The organism is Variovorax sp. TBS-050B (assembly GCF_029893635.1).
In the GTDB taxonomy this organism is placed as follows: domain Bacteria; phylum Pseudomonadota; class Gammaproteobacteria; order Burkholderiales; family Burkholderiaceae_C; genus Variovorax.
This window is the reverse complement of record NZ_JARXYR010000002.1, coordinates 4,859,981-4,885,841: the sequence shown is the minus strand read 5'-3', so window position 1 is coordinate 4,885,841 and position 25,861 is coordinate 4,859,981. Positions and strand designations below refer to the sequence as shown.

23 protein-coding genes and 3 pseudogenes are annotated in these 25,861 nt (G+C 69.1%); 18 read left to right on the top strand and 8 right to left on the bottom strand.

The window, feature by feature from the left end; translation table 11 throughout:
* The first annotated feature begins 56 nt into the window (after positions 1-56).
* The 9 genes and pseudogenes from M2165_RS25850 (at position 57) to ntrC (ending at position 9,450) form a co-directional block, all read left to right on the top strand.
* Positions 57-1,080: pseudogene (locus tag M2165_RS25850) on the top strand (YncE family protein).
* On the top strand, positions 1,064-1,897 hold the full coding sequence (locus M2165_RS25845; RefSeq protein WP_280817407.1) for a polysaccharide deacetylase family protein: 834 nt from the start codon (positions 1,064-1,066) through the stop codon (positions 1,895-1,897). Before M2165_RS25850 ends, M2165_RS25845 begins: the two are co-directional and overlap by 17 nt.
* Positions 1,898-1,907: 10 nt before the next feature.
* On the top strand, positions 1,908-2,882 hold the full coding sequence (locus M2165_RS25840) for a sterol desaturase family protein (protein ID WP_280817406.1): 975 nt from the start codon (positions 1,908-1,910) through the stop codon (positions 2,880-2,882).
* 37 nt (positions 2,883-2,919) lie between these two features.
* Positions 2,920-3,801, top strand: coding sequence for an EI24 domain-containing protein (locus M2165_RS25835; protein WP_280817405.1), 882 nt, complete (start codon positions 2,920-2,922; stop codon positions 3,799-3,801).
* On the top strand, positions 3,798-4,598 hold the full coding sequence (locus M2165_RS25830) for a molybdopterin-binding protein (protein WP_280817404.1): 801 nt from the start codon (positions 3,798-3,800) through the stop codon (positions 4,596-4,598). The genes M2165_RS25835 and M2165_RS25830 overlap by 4 nt, the downstream gene beginning before the upstream one ends.
* Positions 4,599-4,745: 147 nt before the next feature.
* Positions 4,746-6,162, top strand: a pseudogene (gene glnA, locus M2165_RS25825) (type I glutamate--ammonia ligase).
* A 135-nt stretch (positions 6,163-6,297) separates the two neighbouring features.
* Positions 6,298-6,807: a hypothetical protein gene (locus tag M2165_RS25820; protein WP_280817403.1), complete on the top strand. Its 510-nt coding sequence runs from the start codon at positions 6,298-6,300 to the stop codon at positions 6,805-6,807.
* A 2-nt stretch (positions 6,808-6,809) separates the two neighbouring features.
* Complete coding sequence (gene glnL / locus M2165_RS25815) at positions 6,810-7,889, top strand: nitrogen regulation protein NR(II) (protein WP_280817402.1); 1,080 nt, start codon at positions 6,810-6,812, stop codon at positions 7,887-7,889.
* Positions 7,890-7,914: 25 nt separating this feature from the next.
* Positions 7,915-9,450 carry a nitrogen regulation protein NR(I) gene (gene ntrC, locus M2165_RS25810; RefSeq protein ID WP_280817401.1) on the top strand — a complete coding sequence of 512 codons (1,536 nt, stop codon included), beginning with the start codon at positions 7,915-7,917 and terminating at the stop codon, positions 9,448-9,450.
* A 121-nt stretch (positions 9,451-9,571) separates the two neighbouring features.
* Here ntrC and M2165_RS25805 read toward each other — a convergent pair whose 3' ends face one another.
* On the bottom strand, positions 9,572-10,084 hold the full coding sequence (locus M2165_RS25805) for a hypothetical protein (protein WP_280817400.1): 513 nt from the start codon (positions 10,082-10,084) through the stop codon (positions 9,572-9,574).
* On the bottom strand, positions 10,081-10,875 hold the full coding sequence (gene xth / locus M2165_RS25800; RefSeq protein ID WP_280817399.1) for an exodeoxyribonuclease III: 795 nt from the start codon (positions 10,873-10,875) through the stop codon (positions 10,081-10,083). The genes M2165_RS25805 and xth overlap by 4 nt, the downstream gene beginning before the upstream one ends.
* 177 nt (positions 10,876-11,052) lie before the next feature.
* Here xth and M2165_RS25795 point away from each other — a divergent pair, with 177 nt between their 5' ends.
* The 6 genes from M2165_RS25795 (at position 11,053) to ligD (ending at position 19,296) form a co-directional block, all read left to right on the top strand.
* Entirely contained in the window at positions 11,053-11,232 is a 180-nt protein-coding gene (locus M2165_RS25795) for a DUF3606 domain-containing protein (RefSeq protein WP_280817398.1), read from the top strand.
* A 36-nt stretch (positions 11,233-11,268) separates the two neighbouring features.
* Positions 11,269-12,192, top strand: a complete 924-nt coding sequence (locus tag M2165_RS25790; RefSeq protein ID WP_280817397.1) for a cation diffusion facilitator family transporter — start codon at positions 11,269-11,271, stop codon at positions 12,190-12,192.
* Between the two features lie 486 nt (positions 12,193-12,678).
* Positions 12,679-14,184, top strand: a complete 1,506-nt coding sequence (locus M2165_RS25785; RefSeq protein WP_280817396.1) for an ATPase domain-containing protein — start codon at positions 12,679-12,681, stop codon at positions 14,182-14,184.
* Positions 14,181-15,734, top strand: coding sequence for a hybrid sensor histidine kinase/response regulator (locus M2165_RS25780; RefSeq protein WP_280817395.1), 1,554 nt, complete (start codon positions 14,181-14,183; stop codon positions 15,732-15,734). Before M2165_RS25785 ends, M2165_RS25780 begins: the two co-directional genes overlap by 4 nt.
* Entirely contained in the window at positions 15,731-16,744 is a 1,014-nt protein-coding gene (locus M2165_RS25775; protein ID WP_280817394.1) for a lysylphosphatidylglycerol synthase domain-containing protein, read from the top strand. The genes M2165_RS25780 and M2165_RS25775 overlap by 4 nt, the downstream gene beginning before the upstream one ends.
* Complete coding sequence (ligD, locus tag M2165_RS25770) at positions 16,723-19,296, top strand: DNA ligase D (RefSeq protein WP_280817393.1); 2,574 nt, start codon at positions 16,723-16,725, stop codon at positions 19,294-19,296. The genes M2165_RS25775 and ligD overlap by 22 nt, the downstream gene beginning before the upstream one ends.
* A 10-nt stretch (positions 19,297-19,306) precedes the next feature.
* Here the strand turns inward: ligD and M2165_RS25765 are convergent, their stop codons facing one another.
* The 4 genes from M2165_RS25765 to M2165_RS25750 all read right to left on the bottom strand — a co-directional run bounded on the left by M2165_RS25765 (position 19,307) and on the right by M2165_RS25750 (position 22,255).
* The gene (locus tag M2165_RS25765) at positions 19,307-19,546 is read right to left on the bottom strand and encodes a hypothetical protein (RefSeq protein ID WP_280817392.1); all 240 of its coding nucleotides are present in this window, start codon (positions 19,544-19,546) and stop codon (positions 19,307-19,309) included.
* Positions 19,547-19,704: 158 nt separating this feature from the next.
* Entirely contained in the window at positions 19,705-20,820 is a 1,116-nt protein-coding gene (locus M2165_RS25760) for an App1 family protein (protein WP_280817391.1), read from the bottom strand.
* Positions 20,821-20,881: 61 nt separating this feature from the next.
* Positions 20,882-21,406 carry a dihydrofolate reductase gene (locus tag M2165_RS25755; protein WP_280817390.1) on the bottom strand — a complete coding sequence of 175 codons (525 nt, stop codon included), beginning with the start codon at positions 21,404-21,406 and terminating at the stop codon, positions 20,882-20,884.
* A gap of 15 nt (positions 21,407-21,421) precedes the next feature.
* Positions 21,422-22,255, bottom strand: coding sequence for a thymidylate synthase (locus M2165_RS25750; protein ID WP_280817389.1), 834 nt, complete (start codon positions 22,253-22,255; stop codon positions 21,422-21,424).
* Between the two features lie 72 nt (positions 22,256-22,327).
* Here M2165_RS25750 and nthA point away from each other — a divergent pair.
* The 3 genes and pseudogenes from nthA (at position 22,328) to M2165_RS25735 (ending at position 24,002) form a co-directional block, all read left to right on the top strand.
* Positions 22,328-22,969: pseudogene (nthA, locus tag M2165_RS25745) on the top strand (nitrile hydratase subunit alpha).
* The gene (gene nthB / locus M2165_RS25740; RefSeq protein WP_280817388.1) at positions 22,966-23,631 is read left to right on the top strand and encodes a nitrile hydratase subunit beta; all 666 of its coding nucleotides are present in this window, start codon (positions 22,966-22,968) and stop codon (positions 23,629-23,631) included. The pseudogene nthA and the gene nthB overlap by 4 nt, the downstream one beginning before the upstream one ends.
* On the top strand, positions 23,628-24,002 hold the full coding sequence (locus M2165_RS25735; RefSeq protein WP_280817387.1) for a nitrile hydratase accessory protein: 375 nt from the start codon (positions 23,628-23,630) through the stop codon (positions 24,000-24,002). Before nthB ends, M2165_RS25735 begins: the two co-directional genes overlap by 4 nt.
* A 7-nt stretch (positions 24,003-24,009) precedes the next feature.
* Here the strand turns inward: M2165_RS25735 and M2165_RS25730 are convergent, their stop codons facing one another.
* Positions 24,010-25,440: an FAD-binding oxidoreductase gene (locus M2165_RS25730; protein ID WP_280817386.1), complete on the bottom strand. Its 1,431-nt coding sequence runs from the start codon at positions 25,438-25,440 to the stop codon at positions 24,010-24,012.
* Positions 25,437-25,856: a DUF2069 domain-containing protein gene (locus M2165_RS25725; protein ID WP_280817385.1), complete on the bottom strand. Its 420-nt coding sequence runs from the start codon at positions 25,854-25,856 to the stop codon at positions 25,437-25,439. The genes M2165_RS25730 and M2165_RS25725 overlap by 4 nt, the downstream gene beginning before the upstream one ends.
* Positions 25,857-25,861: the final 5 nt, after the last annotated feature.

Below are 25,861 nucleotides of genomic sequence, written 5' to 3'. Positions count from 1 at the left end.
TCAGCCGGCGGTCGGCTCCGATCGTTAACATTTGAAGCCTTTTTCCGGAACTTCCCTTGCGTTTTCCTGCCCGCCCGACCGGCCGCGCCGCGGCCCTGCTGTACGCCTGCCTGAGCCTCGCGACCGCCTTCCTGACCCCGGCCGCCGCCGTCGCGGCGCCGCCGGAGCCGCCGCCGCCGATCTTCGTGCTCAATTCGCTCGATGCCAGCGTCAGCGTGATCAACCCTGTCGACTGGACCGAGAAGCAGCGCATCCCGACCGGCAAGGAGCCGCACCACATCTACATGACGCCGGACGAGAAGTCGGTCATCGTGGCGAATTCGGCCGGTGACTCGCTGACTTTCGTGAATCCGCGCACCGCCGAGGTCCAGCGCGTGGTCTACGGGATCGTCGACCCTTACCAGCTGCAGTTCTCGCGCGACATGAAGTGGTTCGTGACCGCGGGCAACCGCCTGAACCACGTCGACGTCTACCACTGGGACGGCAAGGACCTGAAGCTCGCCAAGCGCATTCCCACGGGCAAGACGCCGAGCCACATCTGGATCGACCGGACCAGCACCATCGCCTACGTCACGATGCAGGACAGCGACGAACTGATCGCCGTGGACCTGCCGACGCAGACCATCCGCTGGCGCACCGCCACCGGGCCGATGCCGGCCGACATCTACGGCGCCCATGGCGACAAGACCCTGCTCGTGGGCCTGACCGGCAGCGACGGCGTGCAGGTGTTCGACGTGGCGGGGCCGGAGCCCAAGCTCGTGGGCAAGATCCCGACCGGCAAGGGCGCGCACGCCTTCCGCGCCGCCGGCGACGGCAAGAGCGTTTTCGTGAGCAACCCGGGTGGCCAATTCCATCAGCCGCATCGACCTGACGACGCTCAAGGTCACGGCGACCTACGCCGTGCCGGGCGGTCCGGACTGCATGGACGTGTCGGCCGACGGCAAGACGCTCTACGTGACCTCGCGCTGGGCCAAGAAGCTCAGCGTGATCGACCTCGTGAGCCAGAAGCTGGTGCGCCAGGTCAACGTCGGCCGTTCGCCGCACGGCGTCTGGACCCTGGACCATGCGAAGAGGACCTGAGCCCGCACGCCGCCTGCGCGTGCGCGCGCTGGCGGCGCTTCTGGCCGTGGCCGCCTGCGGCCCGGTGCCTTTTTCGGCCTGGGCGCAGCAGGGCGCCGCATGCGAAAAGCCCGTCTACCTGACCTTCGACACCGGCCACATGGGCATCGCCGACCTCGTGGCCGACGTGCTCAAGCGCCAGAACGTGCGCGTCACCTTCTTCGCCGCGGCCGAGCGCACCCAGGACGGCGGCGACAGCCTCGACCGGCACTGGGCGCCGTGGTGGAAGGCGAGGGCGGCCGAGGGCCACGAGTTCGCCTCCCACACCTACGACCATGCCTACTGGCGCGGCGACCTCAAGGGCGTGGAGCCGAGCTTCCGCATCCGGCCGTCGGCCGGGGCGCTCGCCGGGCGCGAGTTCACCTGGAGCGCCGCCGAGTACTGCGGCAACATCGCCAAGGCCTCCGAGCGGCTCGAAAGCATCACCGGCAGGAAACCGCTGCCGCTCTACCGCGCGCCGGGCGGCAAGACCTCGCCGCGCCTGCTCGCTGCCGCCAAGGCCTGCGGTTTCGAGCACGTGGGCTGGTCGCCGGCGGGCTTCCTGGGCGACGAGTTGCCGAGCGAGAAGTTCAGCAACGAGAAGCTGCTCGCGCAGGCGCTCGACACCATCCGTCCCGGCGACATCCTGCTCGCGCACCTCGGCATCTGGTCGCGCAAGGATCCGTGGGCGCCGGCCAACCTCGAACCGCTGATCGTCGGCCTCAAGGCCAAGGGCTTCTGCTTCGAGACGCTGCGCCGGCATCCGCAGTACCGCGACTGGATCGCATCGCATTCCTGAGGCCGCTGCCGTGATCGATCGTTTGACGGATGCGTTTTCCGCGCTGCAGGGCTGGTTCTTCGAGACGCTGGTGCAGCCCCTGGTCTACGCGGTCGGCCTCGGCGGCTGGACCGAGGACGCGTTCGACGCGACCGGCTGGCTGCTGGTCGGGCTGATCCAGGTGCTGGTGCTGCTGGCGGTTATCGGGCCGCTCCAGCGCTGGCGCGCGGTCGAGCCGGTGACCGACCGCCGCGCGATCCGCACCGACGTGCTCTACACGCTGATCCACCGGCTCGGCCTGTTCCGGCTCGCGATGTTCTTCACCCTGGAGCCGGTGTTCGACGAGGCGATCGGCAGCCTGCGCATCGCGGGATGGGGCACGCTGCACCTGGACGAACTCTGGCCCGGCGTGACCGACGTGCCGGTGATCGCCTTCGCGATGTACCTCGTGGTGCTCGATTTGGTCGGCTACTGGATCCACCGCGGCCAGCACCAGTTCAGGTGGTGGTGGGGCCTGCATTCGCTGCACCACTCGCAGCGCCAGATGACGATGTGGAGCGACGACCGCAACCACCTGCTCGACGACGTCCTGCACGACACGCTCATCGTCGTCGTCGCGCAGCTGATCGGCGTGGCGCCGGGGCAGTTCATCGCCTTCGTGGCCTTCACGCAGCTTAGCGAGAGCCTGCAGCATGCCAACCTGCGGCTGAGTTTCGGCGCCATCGGCGAGCGGCTGTGGATCAGCCCGCGCTTCCACCGGCTGCACCACAGCATCGGCCTGGGCCACGAGTCGCGCGGCGCCCACACGCTGGGCGGCAGCAACTTCGGCGTGCTGCTGCCGTGGTGGGACATGCTCTTCGGCACCGCGAACTTCGAGAACCGCTACGACCCCACGGGCATCCGTGACCAGGTCGAACCGGGCGCCGACGGCCGCGTGCGCGAGTACGGGCGCGGCTTCTGGGCCCAGCAGTGGCTGGGCCTGAAGCGCATGGCCGGGCGCGGCTGAGCCCGGCCCCGGTCGGGGCGGTTATCCTTCGCACCCAATGCGCCTGCTCCTCGACTCCTTCTGGCGCGCGGTCGCCTACTGCATGCTGCCGCGCGTGATCGTGCTGTCGCTGCTGCCGCTCGGCCTGATGGTGCTTCTGGCGGCCGTCTTCGGCTACTTCTTCTGGGACGCGACGGTGGCGTGGACGCGCGAGGCGCTCGACGCCTGGCCGCTGCTGTCGAGCTTCTGGAGCTGGATCGGCCGCCTCTTCTCGGGCGACGTCACCTCGGTGCTCGCGCCGCTCGTGGTGGTCTTCGCGGCCACGCCGGTCATCGTGGTGGTGTCGCTGCTGATCGTGGCGGGGCTCATGGCGGGGCCGCTCACCACGCTGGTGGCGGACCGCCGCTTTCCGGCGCTCCAGCGCAAGAAGGGCGCTTCCTTTTTCGGCAGCGTCGCGCGCTCGCTCGGTCTGACCGTGCTGGCGCTGCTGGCACTCGTGGTGTCGATGCCGCTCTGGCTCATTCCGCCGCTGGTGCTGATCCTGCCGCCGCTGATCTGGGGCTGGCTCACCTACCGCGTGATGAGCTTCGACGCGCTGGCCGAGCATGCCAGTGCCGAAGAGCGCGCCGCGCTGCTGCGCGCACACCGGCTGCCGCTGTTGTGCATCGGCGTGCTGTGCGGCTACCTGGGCGCGGCGCCGAGCATCGTCTGGGCCTCGGGCCTGCTGTTCGCCGCCGCCTTCTTCGTGCTGGTGCCGCTCGCGATCTGGATCTACACGCTGGTGTTCGCCTTCTCGGCGCTCTGGTTCGCCCACTACTGCCTCGACGCACTGGCGCAATTGCGCGCGCAGCGCGAAGCCGCGGCGGCCCTTGCCGGCGCCGGCAGCGCGTCCGAGGGCGGGGCCGACCAGGCCGTTCTTTCTCAATGGAAATCCCCATGACCCGTGCGTTCGGCCTCATCGTCGTCGGTGACGAAATCCTCTCCGGCAAGCGTGCCGACAAGCACATGCCCAAGGTGATCGAGCTGCTGGCCGCACGCGGCCTCCAGCTCGGCTGGGCCGAGTACGTGGGCGACGTGCCCACGCGCATCACGGCCGCGCTGAGCCGGGCCTTCGCCTCGGGCGACGTGGTGTTCTCGACCGGCGGCATCGGGGCCACGCCCGACGACCACACGCGCCAATGCGCCGCGCAGGCACTGCGCCGGCCGCTCGAACTGCATCCCGAGGCCGAGCGCCTGATCCGCGAGCGCATGCAGGACACCGCGCGCGAGCAGGGCGTGCCCTACGAAGCCGATCGTCCCGACAACATCCACCGCCTCAACATGGGCGTGTTCCCCCAGGGCGCGACGATCATCCGCAATCCCTACAACAAGATCCCCGGCTTCAGCGTCGACCACGTCCATTTCGTGCCGGGCTTCCCGGTCATGGCCTGGCCGATGATCGAGTCGGTGCTCGACAGCCGCTACGCCGACATGTTCACCACCGGCCAGTCGGCCGAACGCTCGGTCATCGTCTTCGGCGCCATGGAAGCCACGCTCACGCCGCTGATGCTGGCGGTCGAGGCCGCGCACGAGGGCGTCAAGGTGTTCAGCCTGCCGAGCGTCGACCATCCGGAATACGGCCGCCACATCGAACTCGGCGTCAAGGGCGACCCGGCCCGGCTCGGCGCCGCCTATGCCCAGCTGATCGAAGGCCTGCACGCCTTTGATGCGAAGCTCGGCCCGGAATTGGTGCGCTGACCCAATTTGCACCAATTTGGTGATTTCAACCCCGATTTCGGGGGTGCGCAGCGGTCACGGAGCCTCCCCAAGAAGGGGCGACAATGGCACAGAAACTGCATCCCCGTCCCCCGTATTTCCAACCACCCATCCAACCAGGAGAAACTGATGGCAAAGACCGTCGCCGATGTACTCAAGCTCGTCAAGGAAAACGAGGTCAAGTTCGTCGACTTCCGCTTCACCGACACCCGCGGCAAGGAACAGCACGTGACCGTGCCGGTCTCGGCTTTCGATGAAGACAAATTCACCTCGGGCCATGCATTCGACGGCTCGTCCATCGCCGGCTGGAAGGGAATCGAAGCCTCGGACATGCAGCTCATGCCCGACCCCAACACCGCCAACATCGATCCCTTCTTCGAAGAAACGACGCTGATCCTGACCTGCGACGTGATCGACCCCACCGACGGCAAGCCCTACGAGCGCGACCCGCGTTCGCTCGCCAAGCGCGCCGAGGCCTACATGAAGGCATCGGGCCTGGGCGACACCGCCTACTTCGGTCCGGAACCCGAATTCTTCGTGTTCGACGGCGTGCGCTGGAAGAACGACATGTCGGGCTGCTTCGTGAAGATCGAATCGGAAGAAGCCTCCTGGAACAGCGACAAGGAATACGAGCACGGCAACACCGGCCACCGTCCGGCAGTCAAGGGCGGCTACTTCCCGGTGCCCCCGGTCGACAGCTTCCAGGACATGCGCTCGGAAATGTGCCTGGTGCTCGAATCGCTCGGCATCCCGGTCGAAGTGCATCACCATGAAGTGGCCAACGCCGGCCAGATGGAACTCGGCACCAAGTTCAGCACGCTGATCCAGCGTGCCGACTGGGTCCAGCTGCAGAAGTACGTGATCCACAACGTGGCGCACGCCTACGGCAAGACCGCGACCTTCATGCCCAAGCCCATCGTCGGCGACAACGGCTCGGGCATGCACGTGCACCAGTCGGTCTGGAAGGACGGCAAGAACCTGTTTGCCGGCGACGGCTATGCGGGCCTGTCGGACTTCGCGCTGCACTACATCGGCGGCATCATCAAGCACGCCCGCGCGCTGAACGCGATCACCAACCCCGGCACCAACAGCTACAAGCGCCTGGTCCCCGGCTTCGAAGCCCCGGTGAAGCTGGCCTACTCGGCCAAGAACCGCTCGGCCTCGATCCGCATCCCGTTCGTGGCCAACCCGAAGGGCCGCCGCGTCGAAGCGCGCTTCCCCCGATCCGCTGATGAACCCGTACCTGGGCTTCGCCGCGCTGCTGATGGCCGGCCTCGACGGCGTCGAGAACAAGATCCATCCGGGCGAAGCCGCGAGCAAGGACCTCTACCACCTGCCGCCGGAAGAAGACGCGCTGATCCCGACCGTCTGCCACAGCCTCGACCAGGCGCTCGAGTACCTCGACAAGGACCGCGCGTTCCTGACCAAGGGCGGCGTGTTTACCGATGCCTACATCGACGCCTACATCGAGCTCAAGATGCAGGAAGTCACGCGCTTCCGCATGGCCGCGCACCCGGTCGAGTTCGACATGTACTACTCGCTCTGATCGGCATGCCCCGTCCGCGGGGCACGATGCGCAAAGGACGGCCCCGGCCGTCCTTTTTGCTTGGTGCGGAACATCCTGTCACCGGTGGCGTCGAATTGCATGAAAATGCCCGTCTGTTGCCATTCACTCACATCCATGAAGATCGCCTCCCTGATTTTTCTCGTGGCCGGTTCGCTCGCTGCCTTGCCCGCGCTCTCCCAGGACCGCGTGTGGCGCTGCGGGAACGAATACACCAACAACGCAACGGTCGCCCAGCAGAAGGGCTGCAAGCTGCTCGAAGGCGGCAACGTCACCGTCGTGCAGGGCACCAAGCCCTCCGGTGGCGGTTCCGCCGGTACCGGCAGTTCGGCGCCGAGCGCGGCGCGCTCGCCCGCGGGCAGCCCGCGCGTGGAAGGCGTGGACCAGCGCGCGCGCGACGGTGAAGCGCGTGCGGTGCTCGAGGCCGAACTCCGCAAGGCCGAGGCCCGCCAGGCCGAACTGCAGAAGGAATACAACAACGGCGAGCCCGAGAAGCAGGGCAGCGAAGGCCGCAACTACCAGAAGTACCTCGACCGCGTGGCCGAAATGAAGGCCGAACTGGCGCGCAACGAGAGCGACATCGCGGGCATCCGCCGCGAGCTCGGCCGCCTGCCGGCCAAGCAGTAGCCATGGTGTTCGGGAAGAAGGCGGCCAAGGCCACGCCACGCTTCCAGTCGTTCGACCTGCTGTCCACGCTGATCGCCGTGGTCAACACGGAGGGGTCGGTGCTGTTCGCCAACGCCGCGCTCGAGGACGCGCTGGGCACCTCGCGACGCACGCTCGAAGGCTCGCCGTTCGGCGCCTGCTTCAACGAGCCGCAGGTGCTGCGCACCGCCATCGACGGCGCGCGCAGCAACGACTTCGCCACGCTGCGCTACGAAGCCTTCCTGCGCCGCATCAACCACGAGCTGATGCCGGTGCAGGTCACGCTGGCGCAGGGCGACAAGGCGGGCGAGCTGATCATCGAGATGTCGCCGCTCGAGCAGCAGGTGCGCCAGGACCGCGAGGAACGCCTGCTCGACCAGGCGCAGGCGAACAAGGAACTCATCCGCAACCTCGCGCACGAGATCAAGAACCCGCTCGGCGGCATCCGCGGCGCGGCGCAGCTGCTGCAGATGGAGGTCGAGTCGCGCGACCTCGTCGAATACACCCAGGTCATCATCCACGAGGCCGACCGGTTGCAGACGCTGGTCGACCGATTGCTCGCGCCGCACCGCCGACCGCACGTGGTGGGCGACGTCAACATCCACGAGGTGTGCGAGCGCGTGCGCTCGGTCATCCTGGCGGAGTTTCCGCGCGACCTGCACATCGAGCGCGATTTCGACGTCTCGATCCCCGAGTTCCGCGGCGACCGCGAGCAGCTGATCCAGGCCACGCTCAACATCGCGCACAACGCGGCGCAGGCGCTCGCCGAACGGCGTGCCGCGGGCGATGCGCAGATCACCTTCAAGACGCGGGTCGCCCGCCAGGTGATCTTCAACAAGCAGTGGTATCGATTGGCACTGGAATTGCATGTCATCGACAATGGACCGGGTGTGCCGGACGCGATCAAGGACCGCATCTTCTATCCGCTCGTATCGGGCAGGGAAGGCGGGACGGGGCTCGGATTGACGCTGGCGCAGACTTTCGTGCAACAGCATCACGGCGTGATCGAGTGCGACAGTGTCCCGGGCCGAACCGATTTCAAGATACTGATTCCGCTGCCCTAGCAGCCACCGGCCGACAAGGAGATGCATGAAGCCGATCTGGATAGTTGATGACGACCAATCGATCCGCTTCGTGCTGGAGAAGGCCCTTTTGCGCGAGGACCTGCCCACGCGCAGCTTCACCAGCGCGCGCGAGGTGCTGGCCGCGCTCGAGCTCGCGGCGGAGGACGAGCAGCAGGGCCCGCAGGTGCTCGTGAGCGACATCCGCATGCCGGGCGGTTCCGGGCTCGACCTGCTCGACAAGATCAAGGCCAAGCACCCCGGCCTGCCGGTCATCATCATGACGGCGTTCTCCGACCTCGACAGCGCCGTCTCGGCCTTCCAGGGCGGCGCCTTCGAATACCTGCCCAAGCCCTTCGACCTGCCGCGCGCGGTCGAGCTCATCCGCCGCGCGGTCGACGAGAGCCAGCGCGAGGAAGTGGCCGAAGAGCGCATGGTCGCCGCGCCCGAGATGCTGGGCCAGGCGCCAGCCATGCAGGACGTGTTCCGCGCCATCGGCCGGCTCTCGCAGAGCAACGTCACGGTGCTCATCACCGGCGAATCGGGCTCGGGCAAGGAGCTGGTGGCGCGTGCGCTGCACAAGCATTCGCCCCGCGCCAGCGGGCCCTTCGTCGCGATCAACACCGCGGCCATCCCGAAGGACCTGCTCGAGAGCGAGCTCTTCGGCCACGAGCGCGGCGCCTTCACCGGCGCGCAGACCATGCGCCGCGGGCGCTTCGAGCAGGCCGAGGGCGGCACGCTGTTCCTCGACGAGATCGGCGACATGCCCTTCGACCTGCAGACGCGGCTGCTGCGCGTGCTCAGCGACGGGCACTTCTACCGCGTGGGCGGCCACAACTCGGTCAAGGCCAACGTGCGCGTCATCGCGGCCACGCACCAGGACCTGGAGCAGCGCGTCAAGCAGGGCGGTTTCCGCGAGGACCTGTTCCACCGCCTCAACGTGATCCGCCTGCGGCTGCCGGCACTGCGCGAACGCGGCGAGGACGTGCCGGCGCTCACGCGCCACTTCCTGCAGGTGAGCGCGCGTCAGCTCGGCGTCGAGCCCAAGCGCATTTCCGACGCGGCGCTGGCCAGGCTCGCGGCCTTCAGCTTCCCGGGCAACGTGCGCCAGCTCGAGAACATCTGCCACTGGCTGACGGTGATGGCGCCGGCCCAGCTTATCGAGGCCAAGGACCTGCCGCCCGAGGTCATGGCCGGCTCGGCCGGCACGGAAGGCCACACTGCCGCGCCCGATCCCACCGCCGCCGCGCCCCAGCAGTCCGCATCGGTCCTGCAGCCCTCCGGTGCCGAGCGCGACAGCGCGCATGCCGCGGCCGCGGGCGAGCCGCCCGCGGAGGGCCTCGTCGGCACGAGCAGCTGGGAGAGCGGGCTCGAGATGGAAGCCCAGGCCCTGCTGGCCGCCGGCCGCACCGACGTGTGGGACGCGCTCTCGCGCCGCTTCGAATCGCGCCTGATCCTCACCGCCCTGGCCAACACCCGCGGCCGCCGCATCGAGGCCGCCCAGAAACTCGGCATCGGCCGCAACACCATCACCCGCAAGATCCAGGAACTGGGCATCGAATAAGAGAGGCCCAGCCCCCAGCCAGAGATACCGTGGATCCGGCTCCGCCGGTCCACCGGTATCGCCCCCTCGAAGGGGGGAGGCGAAGCGACACGAAGTGCGCGCAGCCTGGGGGTGGACCAGACTATCGGCTGCGTTGGCCGAGCGTCAGCGAATCGAGCTGGAAGTTGCCGCTCCGGTCCCAGAGCCAGGTGTCGACATAGGTGTGACCGCCGAGCCGCCCCGGGTTCGGCAGCGGCGAGGCGCCCTTGATGAGTTCCGCGATCATCGGCGGCACTTCGGGCGCATGGCTCGGCACGCGGCTGAAGGTGACGTTGCGCACGTTGCCCTGCGCGTCGATGTCGGTCTCGACCACCACCACCGCATAGACCAGCGGCGGGATCTTGCCCTTGTAGATGCGCTTCGCGTAGGTGTTGTAGATCTTGCGCGCACCGGTCTTGCGGTAGGCCCGCACGGCGGGCGTCTGCGCGGTGATCAGGCGCACGGTCGGCACCTCGCTGCGTGCGCCCGGCGTCTCGTCGGCCGGCGTCGTCGCAGCGCCCGGCGTGCCGTCGGCGGCCTTGTCGGCCGGCTTGAGGGCGGAGCAGCCGGCCAGCACCAGCACCGACGCGGCGAGTGCAAGCGCGCGGGCGTTCATGGCGCCGTCGCTCCATGGTCGAGCTCGAGCACCACCGGCGCATGGTCGCTCGGCTTCTCCCACTTGCGCGGCACGCGATCGATGATGCAGCCCTTCGCGCGCGGCACCAGCGGCTCGCTCACGAGGATGTGGTCGATGCGCAGGCCGCGGTTCTTCTGGTAGCCGAGCATGCGGTAGTCCCACCAGGAGTAGCTCTTCTCGGGCTGCTCGAAGAGCCGGAAGCTGTCGACCAGGCCGAGCTGCAGCAGGCCCTTGAACTGCTCGCGTTCCTCGGTGGTGTGGTGGATGGTTTCCTTCAGGCCCACCGGGTCGTAGCTGTCGCGGTCCTCGGGCGTGATGTTGAAGTCGCCGAGCAGCACCAGTTGCGGGTGCGCCGCCATCTCCGCGCGCAGCCATTCGCGCAGCGCGCTCAGCCATCCCATCTTGTAGGCGAACTTGTCGGTGCCCGGCGCCTGCCCGTTGACGAAATAGCCGTTCACCACCCGCAGCGGACCGGCCGCGGTGTCGACCGTGGCCGCGATCACGCGCGACTGGTCGTCGGTGAAGCCGCCGATGTTCTTTGCCACGTCGCGCAGCGGCGCGAGGCTCAGGATCGCCACGCCGTTGTAGGTCTTCTGCCCGAACACCGCGCATTCGTAGCCGGCGGACCTGAGCACGTCGAGCGGGAACTTGTCGTCGCTCATCTTGAGCTCCTGCAGGCACAGCACGTCCACCGGATTGGCAATGAGCCAGTCGAGCACATGCTGCAGCCGGGCGGTGAGGGAGTTGACGTTCCAGGTGGCGATCTTCATAGGGGCGCTATTTTGCATGCCGCCGCCCGCGGCCGGTGTCTTGATGAAACAAAGCTGGCTGCGGCCGGAGCGCGTGTAGAGAATGTCCTGCATCAACGATCGCATCCGGCTGGCAAGGTCCCGCCGGTCGGCAGCGAAACTGCCGTCTCGTTTCAACCCCCTGCCTGGAGACGCCCGATGCTGGACGACATGGAGATCCGCATTCCGCAAGACGACGAGCGCATCGACATCACCGACCTCAAGGAGGTCGACTACTGGACCAAGTGGTTCGGCGTGAGCGAGGCGCGGCTGCGCATGGCGGTGGCCTCGGCTGGCACGATGAAGGACGATCTCCGCATCTACCTTGGCCTTCCCTGACCACGCGCCGGGACCGGGCGCCGGCCGCAGCCGCTGATGGCCGAGTCGAAGGTCGCGATCTACGGCGCGATCGCCGCCAACGTCGCGATCGCGGCCACCAAGTTCGTGGTCGCGGGCATCACCGGCAGCTCGGCGATGCTGTCCGAGGGCATCCACTCGGCGGTCGACACCTTCAACGGCGTGCTGCTGCTGGTGGGCATCCGCCTCAGCCAGCGGCCTGCGACGGTCGAGCATCCCTTCGGCCATGGCAAGGAGCTCTACTTCTGGAGCCTGATCGTCGCGGTGCTCATCTTCGGGCTCGGCGGCGGGGTGTCGTTCTACGAAGGCATCCAGCACATGCGCCATCCGGAGCCGATGCGGGACCCGACCTGGAACTACGTGGTGCTCGCGCTGGCGGCGCTGTTCGAGGGCACGAGCTTCCTCATCGCGCTGCGCCAGTTCCGGCGCGAGGCCCGCGGCGTTCCGTTCTGGCGCGCACTCGACCAGAGCAAGGATCCGACGACCTACACCGTCCTCGCCGAGGACTCGGCCGCACTGGCCGGGCTCCTGGTGGCCGCGCTCGGCATCTATCTGAGCCACCGCCTCGACATGCCGGTGCTCGACGGCGCCGCCTCGGTGGTGATCGGGCTCCTGCTCGCGGGCGTGGCGGTGCTGCTGATCAGCCAGGCGCGCGGGCTGCTCATCGGCGAGGGCATCCGGCCCGAGACGGCACGCGCGATCCGCGACCTGGCGATGCAGCAGCCCAGCGTGCACGAGGTCGGCCGCGTGCTGTCGATGTACATCGGCCCCGACGAGGTGCTGGCGATCGTCGACGTGAACTTCAAGGAAGGCACTGCCACCGGCGAGGCGGCCGATGCGATCGCCGCGATCGAGCAGCAGGTGCGCGCGCGCTTCCCGATGATCCGGCGCCTCTTCATCGAGGCCAGCGAGGCGCCGGTCGAGCCGCTCGGCCACGCCTGAAGCGCGCCGGGCGTCGTCGGCCTTTGCTGACGGCCGTTGCCGCCATTGCCTGAGCGCCCGCCGTGCGGCCGCGTCCCAAGGTGATGGCTCGCTCACAGGAGACCGCCATGCCCAACACCCCATCGCCCCCGCGCCGCGAGCGCCCCCACCGACGAACCGGAGATCACGCAGGAGGAGTCCGTGCCCACCGACGGCCGGGACACCGAAGGCGAGGAACTGATGAAGAAGGTCGGCAACGAGAAGCTGCGGGAGCCCGGCGACGCCGAACGCAAGACGCCGGCGAAGTCCTGAGCCGCCCGGCCGCAAGGCAGCCCGCCGGACCGCGCGGTGCCGTGGCTTTGTCTTCTGCGGAAGAAGGGTGATGCCCTACAACCACAGCTTCGTCGCCATTGATACAAATCCTCCTGCGATCAACCCGGCCGCGAGCGGCCAGCAGAACAGGGCAGAAGAAAAGGACTGTCTGTCCCGACGATGGAGGAAGAAGCAATGAAATTCGACGGCGCGGCCCGAGCGGCCATGCAGGAAGAAAGCCTGATGAAGGTCGGCGTGCCCGGCCTCGACGACGTGCTCGGGGGCGGCCTGACGTCCAACCGGCTCTACCTGATCGAGGGAACGCCCGGCGCGGGCAAGACCACCATCGCGCTGCAGTTCCTGATCGAAGGCGTGAAGCGCGGCGAGTCGGTGCTCTACGTCACCCTCTCGGAAACGGCGCAGGAGCTGCACGGCGTCGCGCAGTCGCACGGCTGGGACCTGAGCGGCATCGACGTGCGCGAGATGCTGCCGTCGGAAGCCGCGCTCGAGCCCGACGAGCAGTACACGATGTTCCATCCCTCCGAGGTCGAGCTCAGCGAAACGACGCTGAAGATCCTGTCCGACGTCGACGTGATCAAGCCCTCGCGCGTGGTGTTCGATTCGCTGTCCGAGCTGCGCCTGCTGGCCGGCAGCTCGCTGCGCTACCGCCGCCAGATCCTCGCGCTCAAGCAGTTCTTCGCGGGCCGCCAGTGCACCGTGCTGCTGCTCGACGACATGACCGCCATGAAGCACGACCTGCAGGTGCAGAGCATCGCGCACGCGGTGCTGCGCCTGGAGCAGATCAACTCCGACTACGGCACCGCGCGGCGCCGGCTGGTGGTGAGCAAGTACCGCGGCCACCAGTTCCGCGGCGGCTACCACGACTACCGCATCGACCGCGGCGGCCTGCGCGTGTTTCCGCGCCTGGTGGCGGCCGAGCATGCGGGCGCGCTGGACCAGGTGCGCATCCCGAGCGGCCTGCCGGCGCTCGACGCGCTGCTGGGCGGCGGCATCGAGCGCGGCACCAGCACGCTGTTCGTCGGTGCGCCGGGCACCGGCAAGTCGACGGTCGCGGTGCAGTTCGCGATTGCCGCGGCCAAGCGCGGCGAGTGCGCGGCGCTCTTCATCTTCGACGAGAGCATCCATACGCTGCGCACGCGCTGCCAGAGCATGGGCATGGACCTGTCGCCGCACATCGACTCGGGCCACATCATGGTGCGGCAGGTCGATCCGGCCGAGCTGTCGCCGGGCGAGTTCGTGCACCTGATCCGGCTCGCGGTGACGCAGTCGCACGCCACGGTGGTGGTGATCGACAGCCTCAACGGCTACCTCAACGCCATGCCCGACGAGCGCTTCCTGATCGCGCAGCTGCACGAACTGCTGTCCTACCTCGGCCAGGCCGGCGTCGCCACGCTGCTGGTGGGCGCGCAGCACGGCCTCATCGGCACGCAGATGCAGACGCCGGTGGATGCGAGCTATCTCGCGGACGCGGTGGTGCTGCTGCGCTACTTCGAGCTCGAAGGCGAAGTGCGCCAGGCGATCTCGGTGCTGAAGAAGCGCGGCGGTACGCACGAGCGCACCATCCGCGACTTCTCCATGGGCGCGGACGGCCTGCACGTCGGTGAGCCGCTGCGGCATTTCCGCGGCATCCTGACGGGCCTGCCCGTTCCGATCGACAGCCCACAGCGCAGCACATCGTGAGTCCCCCTGCCGCATCCGTCGAACAGCGCATCCTGCTGCGCACCGCCACCTCGAGGGATGCGTTCATGGCAAGTGCCGTGCTCGCGCGCGCGCAGGTCGAGACGCACACCTGCGCGAACCTCGGCGAACTGGTGCGCGGCCTGCAAGAAGGCGCCGGCGCGATCATGCTCGCGGAAGAAGTGCTGGCCGATCCGGCCGCCGCCTCGCTGATCGATGCGCTCGGCGCGCAGCCGCCCTGGTCCGACCTGCCGGTCATCGTGCTGGCCCGCCAGGGCGCGGATTCGCGCGTCATTGCCGATGCGATGGAGCGGCTCGCGAACGTGACCGTGATCGAGCGGCCGATGCGGGTGGCGTCGCTGGTCAGCGCGGCGCGCACCGTGCTGCGCGCACGCAACCGCCAGTACCAGATGCGCGACCTGCTCGGCGGGCTGCGCGAGGCCGACCAGCGCAAGACCGAGTTCCTCGCGACGCTGGCGCACGAGCTGCGCAATCCGCTCGCGCCGATGAGCACCGCGCTCACGCTGCTGATGCGAAAGCCGCACGAGCCCGGCGAGGCGATGCGCTACTACGAACTCATGGGCCGCCAGATCGACCACATGGTGCGGCTGGTGAACGACCTGATGGAGGTGTCGCGCATCACGCGCGGCAAGATCGAGCTGCGCATGGAGGCCGTCGCGCTCGACGCGGTGATCAAGGACGCGGTCGAACTCAGCCGCCCCCTGCTCGAGGGGGCGAAGCACGCGCTCGCCATGGAGCTCGGCGACCCGCCGCTCGTGGTGCGCGGCGACGGCGTGCGACTGACGCAGGTGTTCTCGAACCTGCTCAACAACGCGGCCAAGTACACGATGCCCGGCGGCAGGATCCGGATCGTCGCGCGCAAGGAGGGCCGCGATGCGGTGGTCGAGGTCTGGGACAACGGCACCGGCATCGCGCCCGAGATGCTGACCTCGATCTTCGAGATGTTCGTGCAGGTCAGCGGCACCTCGAAGGCGGCGCAGGGCGGGCTGGGCATCGGGCTGACGCTGGTGAAGAGCCTGGTCGAACTGCACGGCGGCAGCGTCGAGGCCCTGAGCGCGGGGCTCGGACAAGGCGCGATGTTCTGCGTGCGGCTGCCGCTCAGCCGCAGCGAAAGCGGCCTGCCCGCCGCCGCGCCGCCGGCCGTCGGTGGCTGGCCCGCGGCCCTGCCGCATGCCGTGCTGGTGGTCGACGACAACCGCGATGCGGCCGATGCGCTGGGCGACCTGCTGCGATCGCTGGGCGCCGCGCCGCGCGTGGCCTACGGCGGCCAGGAGGCGCTGCGCATGGTCGCGGACGGCGTGCGGCCCGGCATCGCGATCCTCGACATCGGCATGCCCGGCATGGACGGCTGCGAACTCGCGACCCGGCTGCGCGCCGATCCGGCGCTTTCCGGGCTCGTCCTGGTCGCGCTGACCGGCTGGGGGCAGCAGGGCGACAAGGAACGCATCGCCGCCGCCGGCTTCCACCACCATCTGCTCAAGCCGCTCGATCTGGCGGCGCTGATCGCCGCGCTCCAGGAAGGCCCCCGATGACCCGCGATGCCACCACGCTCCCCACCGCGGTTCCCGTCGCGGAGAAACAGTCGCTCTGGCGCCGCTGCCGCCGCTGGGCGCTGCCGGCGCTCGGGCTGGTGGTGCTCGGCCTGTTGCTGTCGCATGCGCACAAGGTCGACTGGGCCGGCGCCTGGCAGGCGCTGCAGCGCTATCCCGCGACGGTGCTGCTGGCGGCGCTGGGGCTCGCCACGCTGAGCCACGCGCTCTACGGATGCTTCGACCTGATCGGCAGGCGGCACACGCGCCATCGGCTGCAGCGCTGGCGCACCTGGGCCATCGCGGTCGCGAGCTATGCCTTCAACCTCAACCTCGGTTCGCTGGTGGGCGGCATCGCACTGCGCGCGCGCCTCTATGCGCGTGCCGGGCTCGACGAAACCACGGTGGCGCAGATCGTCGGCATCAGCCTGGCGACCAACTGGCTCGGCTACGGGCTGCTGGCGGGCAGCCTGTTCGCGGGCGGCGCCATCACGCCGCCGCGCCAGGCGCACATCGGCGCGGACGCGTTCCGCGCCCTCGGTGTGCTGATGATCCTTCTGGCGGCCGCGTACGTGGTGGCCTGCTTCTTCCTGCACGGGCGGCACTGGGTCGTGCGCGGGCGGCGCATCGAGCTGCCGACCGCGCAGCTCGCGCTGGTGCAGCTCGCGCTCTCCACTGCCAACTGGGCGTTGATGGGCGGTGCGATGTACCTGCTGCTCGGCCAGCAGGTGCCGTATGCGACCACGCTGGGCGTGCTGCTCGCGGCCTCGATCGTCGGCGTGGTCACGCCGATTCCGGCCGGCCTCGGCGTGCTCGAGGCGGTGTACCTCGCGCTGCTCTCGGGCACGGTGCGGCAGGGCACGCTGATGGGGGCGGTGCTGGCCTACCGCGCGCTCTACTACCTGCTGCCGCTGGCCGGCGGCATCGGGCTCTACCTGCTGCTGGAGCGCCATGCCGCCAGCCATCCACCCGACGGAAAGGCCGACACGCCATGGCCCGCGCCAACCCCCTGAAGCGCTACAAGGAGAAGCGCGACTTCGACGTCACGCCGGAGCCCGCGGAGGGCGGTGCCTCGCTGCCCGGCACGCTGCAGTTCGTGGTGCAGAAGCACTGGGCGCGGCGGCTGCACTACGACTTCCGCATCGAGCTCGACGGCGCGATGAAGAGTTGGGCGGTGCCCAAGGGCCCGAGCTACGACACGCACGACAAGCGCATGGCGGTGCATGTGGAGGACCACCCCATCTCGTACAACCAGTTCGAGGGCGAGATACCGGCGCGGCAGTACGGCGCGGGCAAGGTCATCATCTGGGACAAGGGCACCTGGACGCCGATTGGCGATGCACGCAAGGCCTACCGCGCGGGCCACATCAAGTTCGAGCTGCACGGCTACAAGCTGCGCGGCCGTTGGGCGCTGGTGCGCATGCACGGCAAGCAGGACGACAAGCAGGACGCGTGGCTGCTGATCAAGGAGCACGACGAGTACGCGCGGCCCGCGAGCGAGTTCAGCGTGGTCGACCAGTTTCCCGACAGCGTGGCCGAGATGCCCATGCCCACGCCCGGCGCCGCGGCAGCGCCGCCGGCCGCGTCGGCTGCCGCCGCCCCTGCACCGCGGCGGCGCGGCGGGAAGGCCGCTGCGAGCGGCGCACCGGCCGATGCGGTGAAGGCAGCGCTGCCGGCCAAGCTCTCGCCGCTGCTGGCCACGCTGGTCGACGGCCCGCCGCCCGACCCGGGCAACTGGATCTACGAGATCAAGTTCGACGGCTACCGGCTGCTCACGCGCATCGACGCCAAGGGCACGGTGCGGCTCTTCACGCGCAACGGGCACGACTGGAGCGAGCGCATGCCGCACCTCGTGCGTGCCATCGAGCGCATGAAGCTCGCGCCGTGCTGGCTCGACGGCGAGATCGTGGTGCTCAACGAATCCGGCGGCACCGATTTCCAGGCGCTGCAGAATGCCTTCGACAGCGAAAAGACGCGCAACATCGTCTACTTCCTGTTCGACCTGCCGCACCATGGCGGCTTCGACCTGACGGGTGTGCCGCTGCTCGAGCGCCGCGCGCTGCTGCAGTCGCTGCTCGCCAAGGCGCCGCCCGAGATCCGCTTCAGCGAGATCTTCGACGCGCCGCCCGAGGACATCGTCGCCTCGGCCTGCAAGATCGGCCTCGAGGGCGTCATCGGCAAGCGCAAGAACAGCACCTATGCCTCGCGCCGCTCGCCCGACTGGATCAAGCTCAAGTGCTCGCGCCGGCAAGAGTTCGTCATCGGCGGCTACACCGATCCCAAGGGCTCGCGCGTGGGCATCGGCGCGCTGCTGATCGGCGTGCACGACGAGAAGGGCGACCTCGTCTATTCCGGTGCCGTGGGCGCGGGCTTCAACGGCCGTTCGCTGACCGAGATGCTCGACAGGCTGACGCCGCTGCGCAGTGACGAGCGGCCGTTCAAGAACCCGACCGAGAACGATCGCCGCGCGCACTGGGTCAAGCCCGTACTGCTGGCCGAGGTGACTTTCTCCGACTGGACCAAGGACGGCCACGTGCGCCATCCGGTCTTCCACAGCGTGCGCACCGACAAGCCGGCGAAGGCGATCGTGCGCGAGAAGCCGGTGCACCAGCCCGCCGCACCGCGCGACGCGGCACGCGAGGACGCGCCTGCCGCCACCATGCCCGCCAACTTCAAGGTCTCGCATGCCGACCGCGTGGTCGATCCCTCCACCGGCATCACCAAGGTGGAGGTGGTGCGCTTCTACGGGCTCGTCGCGCCGCTGATGATGGAGCACCTGAAGGGCCGGCCGGTGTCCTTCGTGCGCGCGCCGCAGGGCATCGCGGGGCAGCATTTCTTCCAGAAGCATGTCGAGGCCGGCCAGATGGACGGCGTGCGGCAGCTCGACCGCGCGCTCTGGCCCTCGCATCCCGAACTGATCGAGGTGGCGGGGCCGCTCGGCCTGCTGAGCGCGGCGCAGATGAACGTGGTCGAGTTCCACACCTGGAACGGCGTGAAGACGCTGATCGCGAAGCCCGACCGCATGACCTTCGACCTCGACCCCGGCGAGGGCGTGGGCTGGCCCATGGTGCTGCAGTCCGCCGAGCTGATGCGCGTGGTGCTCGACGAGCTGGGCCTGCCAGCTTTCTGCAAGACCAGCGGCGGCAAGGGCCTGCACGTGGTGGTGCCGCTCAAGCGGCAGTACGACTGGGACACGGTGAAGGACTTCTCGCAGGCCATCGTGCGCCACATGGCCCGCACGCTGCCGCAGATGTTCGTCGCCAAGAGCGGGCCGAGCAACCGCATCGGCCGCATCTTCATCGACTACCTGCGCAACGGCTTCGGCGCCACCACCGTCTGCGCATGGTCGCTGCGCGCGCGGCCGGGCATGGGCGTGTCGGTGCCGGTGGATTGGGAAGAGGTGCCGACGCTCACGGGCGGCGCGCAGTGGAACCTGAGGAACATCCACACCCGGCTCGACCGCGGCAACGCGCCGTGGGCCGGCTATGCGAAGGCCGCGATCAGCCCGGGGGCGGCCATGCGGAAACTCGGCTTCGAGGCCGGTGCGCGGGGGCGAAAGCGCTAGCGGCCGCTGTTCAGAGTTCGATGAAGGCGGAGGTCGCCTTGTTCAACGCGAGCATGCCCTTGGCGGTGATCGATTCCACCTGCGCGAGCTGGCGGATCGCACGGCCGTCGGCCCCGTGGCTCGACGGCGGGATGAAGGCCGTCACCAGTTCGGCCGCGCGCAGCACGCGCAGGCGGTCGATGTCTGCGGGCGTGTGGACGACGTAGGGCAGCTTCTGTTCGGCAATGACTCGAAGAAACTCCATGGACATGAGCCGTCTCCTTGTCTAGATGGGCGTGGAGATCATTCTGCGCAAAATTTCACACTTGTGCCTAATCCCTGCGCCACGCACGCCTATCCGATGTGTACGGAAGTGTTCTTTCGACTTCCGTCTTGAAACGAAGGTGCTGAATTTGTTTCGGGCTGCGGCTAGCGCGCGAACTGCTCGCCCGGCGACGGCGCACGGTCGCCCGGGAACACCTGCCACAGCGCTGCGTCGATGCCGTCGAACGCGGCCGCGTAACGCTCGGCACGCGCGTCCTCGCCCGTGACGTCGCGGATCGCGATGTGCGCGATGCGCGACGGATGGGTGCGCGCCACCTGGGCGTAGATCTCCGGATCGCTTTCGCCCGAATCGCCCACCAGCATGAAGCGGCGCGCCGGAAAGTCGGCCAGCAGCCGCTCGATGACGCGGAGCTTGTGCGTGCGCGAATCCTGGTCGCCCGGAATCAGCGTCCGCCAGGTCGTGCTCTCGCGCAGGTGCATGCTGCCGGCCGGAAAGTCGGCGTCGCGCACGAAGTCGGCGAGCGCGGGGTAGAGCTGAATCGGGCTTGCCGACAAGTAGTGAAAGCGCGTGTCGGGCACCCGGGCCAGGCTGCGGTAGAAGGCCGCCATGCCGGGCGTGGGCTCGAAGCGGCGCGCGAAGGTGTTCAGCAGCATCGCGCGCCGGTCGCGCACCTGCGTGCGCTTGATGGTGTCGTCGATGTCCGAGATCACCGAGAGCCCCTGCGCCGGAACGATCAGCGACTGGCCCCTGAAGCGGTGCAGCAGCTCGCCCGGGCCGGTCACCGCATGGAAGCGCTGCCACTCGCTCGCGGGCGATGCCTGCGGCATGTCGATCACGGCGCGCATGTCGACCCGCCCGTCGGCGCCCGAGGGCGGCGTGGTCAGGCGGCCGGCGGCGCCGTCGAAATCGAGTTCGAACACCTTGCCTTCCTCCGACTCCGCATGGAACAGCGCGGTGCGCTGGTTGAAGCGCAGGCGTGCCGCGGGCGAGAGGTTCTTGAGGTCGAGGCCCAGGTAGCGCGCGAACACCGCATTGAGCCCCCAGCGCCGCTCGCGCTCGTAGACCCAGGCGTGGATGTCGATCTCGAGCCGGCCGTCGGGCGTGGGCCGCGCGGTGCCCGGAAGGAACAGCGCCTCCTCGTCGGGTTCGAGCCGCTCGGCCGCCTGCGGCCCGCGCAGCGGCGCCAGTCCGCCGAGCAGTGCGGCGGCACCGGCCAGCAGCGCGCGGCGCCGTGGCGGCAGCGCGGCTGTCCTGCTCACTGGAGACGGCCTTCGCCCTGGCGGGCTGTGGTGCGGGCCCCTTCGGGCGGGCGGGTGGGGCTCATGCCTTCGCGGGGCCGATGCGTTCGTAGGTGACGAAGGCGAAGGGCAGCCCTTCCTTCGCCGAGACGTGCGCCTCGCGCTTCGTCTCGCGCCAGTGCGCGGGCGAGAGTTCGGGCGCATGCGCATCGCCGTCGTAGGCGCGGGCCAGTTCGGTCGCGACCACGCGCGATGCGAGCGGCTCGGCCTGTGCATAGATCTGCGCGCCGCCGATCACCCACATCTCGGGCACCTGCGATTCCTCGCAGAGCGCGATCGCTTCCTCGAGGCTGCCCACGCGCTGCGCGCCGTCGGCCTTCCAGTCGTCCTGCCGCGTGATCACGATGTTGCGCCGCCCCGGCAGCGGCCGAAAGCGCTCGGGCAGCGAGTCCCAGGTCTTGCGGCCCATGACCACGGGCGCACCCGCGGTCTGCGTCTTGAAGTGCACCATGTCCTCGGGCAGGTGCCAGGGCATGGTGCCCTTGATGCCGATCACGCCGTTGGCGGCGCGGGCGAAGATGAGGTTGATGCGCGGCGCGGCGGTCATGGGCGGCTCACTCCGTCAGACCGCCACCGGCGCCTTGATCGCATCGTGGTGCTTGTAGTCCTCGAATTCGAAGTCTTCGTACCGGTAGTCGAAGATCGAATCGGGCCGGCGCTTGATGCGCAGCGTGGGATAGGGGTAGGGCGTGCGGCCGAGCTGCAGCGCCACCTGCTCGGCATGGTTGATGTAGATGTGGCAGTCGCCGCCGGTCCAGATGAAGTCGCCCACGTCGAGGTCGCACTGCTGCGCCATCATGTGGGTGAGCAGCGCGTAGCTCGCGATGTTGAAGGGCACGCCGAGGAAGATGTCGGCGCTGCGCTGGTAGAGCTGGCAGCTGAGCCGGCCGCGCTCGCCGTCGTTCTGCGGCGGGGCCACGTAGAACTGGAAGAAGGCGTGGCAGGGCATGAGCGCCATCTTCGAGAGCTCGGCCACGTTCCAGGCGCTCACGATGATGCGGCGCGAATCGGGGTTGGTCTTCAGGGTCTTGACCACCTCGGCGATCTGGTCGATGTGGCCGCCGTCGGGCGTGGGCCAGCTGCGCCATTGCACGCCGTAGACGGGGCCGAGGTCGCCGTCCTCGCGCGCCCACTCGTCCCAGATCGTGACGCCGCGCTCCCGGAGCCAGTTGTTGTTGCTCGAACCGGTCAGGAACCACAGCAGTTCCTGGATGATCGACTTCACGTGCACCTTCTTGGTGGTGACCAGCGGAAAGCCTTCGTTCAGGTCGAAGCGCATCTGGTGGCCGAACACGCTCTTGGTGCCGGTGCCCGTGCGGTCGCTCTTGTACACGCCATGGGTGTCGACGTGGCGCATGAAATCTTCGTACTGGGAGCGGATCGGGCGGGCATTCATGGCGGTTCGGCGCGGCGGGCGTCTGGACGGAGGGGAGCGCGAATTTTAGTGGTCTGGCGTAGCATCGGCCCCATGAGCGCCCAGCACCCCGGACAAGGCCATGGACACGACCACGAGCACGGCCATGAACACAGCGAACTCGGCGAGATGGACCTGCGCGTGCGGGCCCTCGAATCCGTGCTCACCGAGAAAGGCTACCTCGATCCAGCTGCGCTTGACGCGCTGATCGACACCTACCAGACCCGCATCGGCCCGCGCAACGGCGCACGCGTGGTCGCCAGAGCCTGGGTGGACCCGGCGTTCCGCGACTGGCTCATGGCCGATGCCACCGCGGCGATCGCCTCGCTGGGCTACACCGGCCGGCAGGGGGAGCACATGGTGGCGGTGGCCAACAGCGATGCGGAGCACCACATGGTGGTCTGCACGCTGTGCAGCTGCTACCCCTGGCCCGTGCTCGGGCTGCCGCCCACCTAGTACAAGAGCGCGCCCTACCGCTCGCGCGCGGTGAAGGATCCGCGCGGCGTGCTCGCCGACTTCGGCACCGTGCTGCCCGCGTCGACGCGCATCCGCGTCTGGGATTCGACCGCCGAGGTGCGCTATCTCGTGATTCCGCAGCGGCCCGCGGGCACCGAGGGCATGGGCGAGGAAGAACTCGCGGCGCTGGTCACGCGCGATTCGATGATCGGTACGCGCGTGGTGGAGGTGCCGCGATGAGCTACATCACGCAGGCCGACCTCGGCGGGCTGCCCGGTTTCGGCGCGGTCGCGCCCGAGCCCGAGGGCGAGCTGTTCCACGCCGCCTGGGAGCCGCGCGCGCTCGCGCTCACGCTCGCGATGGGCGCCACCGGCTCCTGGAACATCGATGCGAGCCGCGCCGCGCGCGAGACGCTGCCGGCCTACCGGCGCATGAGCTACTACGCGATCTGGCTCGCCGCGCTCGAGCAACTGATGCGCGAACGCGGCCAGCTCTTCCCCGACGAGATCGAGGCCGGCGCGATGCGCCATCCGGGGGCGCCGGTCGCGCGCGTGCTGCGCGCCGCCGATGTGCCCGCCGTGCTCGCCAAGGGTTCGCCCGCGGCACGCCCCGCACCGGGCCCCGCGCGCTTCGCGGTCGGCGACGCGGTGCGCATGCGCGGCGCCGCGGTCGACCACCACACGCGGCTGCCCGGCTACGTACGCGGCCGGCGCGGCATGGTCGAGCGGGTGCACGGCGCGCACGTGTTCGCCGACACCCATGCACGCGGCCTCGGCGAGCAGCCGCAATGGCTCTACACCGTCGTCTTCGACGAAGCCGAGCTCTGGGGCGGTGAAGCGCCGCGCCAGAACCTCGCGGTCTCGGTCGACGCGTGGGAGAGCTACCTGGAGCACGCAGCATGAGCACGGCGATGCCGCCGCTCGCGCTCGTGCCCGGCCTGCCGCGCGATGGCGACGGGCCCGTCTTCGCGGCGCCGTGGGAGGCGCAGGCTTTCGCGATGACGCTGGCGCTGCACGAAAAGGGCCTGTTCAGCTGGCCCGAATGGGCCGAGGCGCTCGCGGCGCAGATCACGGCCGCGCAGGCCGCGGGCGATCCCGATGCGGGCGACACCTACTACCGGCACTGGCTCGCGGCGCTCGAAAGCCTGGTGGCGCGGAAGGGCGCGAGCTCGGGCGATGAACTCGCGCGCTGGCGCGATGCCTGGGACCATGCGGCCGACCGCACGCCGCATGGCCAGCCGATCGAGCTGCGCGACGGAGACTTCGCGCGCTGAGGGCCGGCTAGACCCGGATCACGCGGCCCGGGTTGAGGATGTTCTTCGGATCGAGCCCGCGCTTGATCGCGCGCATCATCCCGAGCGCCACCGGCGACTTGTGCTTCTCGAGCTTGTCGACCTTGAGCGAGCCGACGCCGTGCTCGGCCGAGAAAGAGCCGCCGAACTTCTGCACCGCGTCGTACACCAGCGTGTTGATGCGCTCTTCCTCGTTCTTGAGGAAGGCCTTGGTGTCGATGTTCTCGGGCGCCTGCACGTTGTAGTGCAGGTTGCCGTCGCCGAGATGCCCGAAGTTCACGAGGCGCACGCCCGCGATCTCGCGTTCGAGCAGCGCATCGGTCTCGGCCACGAAGGCGGGGATGCGCGACACCGGGACCGAGATGTCGTGCTTGATGTTCAGCCCTTCCTCGGCCTGCGCGAGCGGAATGCTCTCGCGGATGTGCCAGAGCTGGTGCGCCTGCGTGAGGTTCTCGGCCACCACCGCGTCGGTCACGCAGCCGTCCTCGAAGGCGGTTTCGAGCAGCGCCTCGAAGCGCGAGCGCGCATGGTCCTCCGACTCGTTGTCGGAGTTCTCGAGCAGCACGCAGTACGGCACGGCTTCGTCGCCGATGAACGGCACGCGCAGCTGCGGCATGTGCTTGTCGACCAGGCTCAGCGCGAAGCGGCCCATCACCTCGAAGCCCGTGAGGCCCGAACCCAGGTGCTTGTGCGCGAGGCCCAGCAGCGTCACCGCATGGTCGAGCGACGGCACCGCGGCCCAGGCCGTGAGCTGCGCCGCCGGCAGCGGATAGAGCTTCATCGTGGCCGCGGTGATGATGCCCAGCGTGCCTTCGCTGCCGATCATCAGGTCGCGCAGGTCGTAGCCGGTGTTGTCCTTGCGCAGGCCGCTGGTGCCTTCCCAGATCTCGCCCTGCGGCGTGACCACTTCGAGGCCCAGGCACAGGTCGCGTGTGTTGCCGTAGCGCACCACCTGCGTGCCGCCCGCATTGGTCGCGAGGTTGCCGCCGATGGTGCAGCTGCCCTCGGCCGCGAGGCTCAGCGGGAACAGGTAGCCCTGCTTCTCGGCCGCCTCCTGCAGCGTCTGGAGGATGCAGCCGGCCTCCACCGTCATGGTGAGGTTGGCCGCGTCGATGCTGCGGATGGCGTTGAGCCGCTGCAGGCTCAGCACCACCTGCGTGCCGCTGTCGTCCGGAATGGAGCCGACCGCGAGGCCGGTGTTGCCGCCCTGCGGCACGATGGCGGTGCCGGCCGCGGCGCAGGCCTTGACCACCTCGGCCACCTGCCGTGCGTCGGCCGGCCGCACGACGGCGAGCGATCTGCCGCGCGCGCGCTTGCGCCAGTCCTGCTCGTAGGCGGCGAGGTCGCCCTCGGTGAGTACGTGGGGCGCGCCGACGATGGCGCGCAGCTGGTCGAGCAATGCGGGGGAAGAGGAGGTCATGGGGCAGGGGCTTCCATTGGACGGGCGGCGGCAGCGGCCTTGGCATGCCGGAGGCGCAGGCGCACGTGCAGCGCGCAGGCGGTGAAGAGCGCGAGGCACAGCAGCACCTCGACGAGCGCGAGCACCTGGCCCACGCCGTTGGTGTCGCTCCATGCGCGCACCACGCCTTCGGTGAAATAGAGCCAGATCATCAGGCTGACCCAGCGGTAGGTGTACATGCGGTTCTTCCACAGCCCCGCGAGCGGGATCACGAGCGGCAGCACCTTGAGCGCCAGCAGCGAGCCGCCGGGCCGCAGCGGCGCCAGCCACAGCTCCCAGGCCAGGCCGAGCACGATCAGCCCCACCAGGCTGCCGACGGCGAGCCAGCGCGTGGCGGCGACGGAGGGGGCGGGATGCTGCGGCGGGATGGAATTCATGGAAG

Excerpts from the sequence above, each read along its gene's own strand:
- M2165_RS25795 (WP_280817398.1), top strand. The coding sequence starts at position 11,053 with ATGCTGGACGACATGGAGATCCGCATTCCGCAAGACGACGAGCGCATC.
- M2165_RS25805 (WP_280817400.1), bottom strand. The coding sequence starts at position 10,084 with ATGAACGCCCGCGCGCTTGCACTCGCCGCGTCGGTGCTGGTGCTGGCC.
- M2165_RS25755 (WP_280817390.1), bottom strand. The coding sequence starts at position 21,406 with ATGACCGCCGCGCCGCGCATCAACCTCATCTTCGCCCGCGCCGCCAAC.
- M2165_RS25835 (WP_280817405.1), top strand. The coding sequence starts at position 2,920 with ATGCGCCTGCTCCTCGACTCCTTCTGGCGCGCGGTCGCCTACTGCATG.
- M2165_RS25820 (WP_280817403.1), top strand. The coding sequence starts at position 6,298 with ATGAAGATCGCCTCCCTGATTTTTCTCGTGGCCGGTTCGCTCGCTGCC.
- ligD (WP_280817393.1), top strand. The coding sequence starts at position 16,723 with ATGGCCCGCGCCAACCCCCTGAAGCGCTACAAGGAGAAGCGCGACTTC.
- M2165_RS25735 (WP_280817387.1), top strand. The coding sequence starts at position 23,628 with ATGAGCACGGCGATGCCGCCGCTCGCGCTCGTGCCCGGCCTGCCGCGC.
- M2165_RS25725 (WP_280817385.1), bottom strand. The coding sequence starts at position 25,856 with ATGAATTCCATCCCGCCGCAGCATCCCGCCCCCTCCGTCGCCGCCACG.
- M2165_RS25790 (WP_280817397.1), top strand. The coding sequence starts at position 11,269 with ATGGCCGAGTCGAAGGTCGCGATCTACGGCGCGATCGCCGCCAACGTC.
- glnL (WP_280817402.1), top strand. The coding sequence starts at position 6,810 with ATGGTGTTCGGGAAGAAGGCGGCCAAGGCCACGCCACGCTTCCAGTCG.
- M2165_RS25785 (WP_280817396.1), top strand. The coding sequence starts at position 12,679 with ATGAAATTCGACGGCGCGGCCCGAGCGGCCATGCAGGAAGAAAGCCTG.
- M2165_RS25765 (WP_280817392.1), bottom strand. The coding sequence starts at position 19,546 with ATGTCCATGGAGTTTCTTCGAGTCATTGCCGAACAGAAGCTGCCCTAC.
- M2165_RS25775 (WP_280817394.1), top strand. The coding sequence starts at position 15,731 with ATGACCCGCGATGCCACCACGCTCCCCACCGCGGTTCCCGTCGCGGAG.
- M2165_RS25750 (WP_280817389.1), bottom strand. The coding sequence starts at position 22,255 with ATGAATGCCCGCCCGATCCGCTCCCAGTACGAAGATTTCATGCGCCAC.
- M2165_RS25830 (WP_280817404.1), top strand. The coding sequence starts at position 3,798 with ATGACCCGTGCGTTCGGCCTCATCGTCGTCGGTGACGAAATCCTCTCC.
- xth (WP_280817399.1), bottom strand. The coding sequence starts at position 10,875 with ATGAAGATCGCCACCTGGAACGTCAACTCCCTCACCGCCCGGCTGCAG.
- nthB (WP_280817388.1), top strand. The coding sequence starts at position 22,966 with ATGAGCTACATCACGCAGGCCGACCTCGGCGGGCTGCCCGGTTTCGGC.
- ntrC (WP_280817401.1), top strand. The coding sequence starts at position 7,915 with ATGAAGCCGATCTGGATAGTTGATGACGACCAATCGATCCGCTTCGTG.
- M2165_RS25845 (WP_280817407.1), top strand. The coding sequence starts at position 1,064 with ATGCGAAGAGGACCTGAGCCCGCACGCCGCCTGCGCGTGCGCGCGCTG.
- M2165_RS25730 (WP_280817386.1), bottom strand. The coding sequence starts at position 25,440 with ATGACCTCCTCTTCCCCCGCATTGCTCGACCAGCTGCGCGCCATCGTC.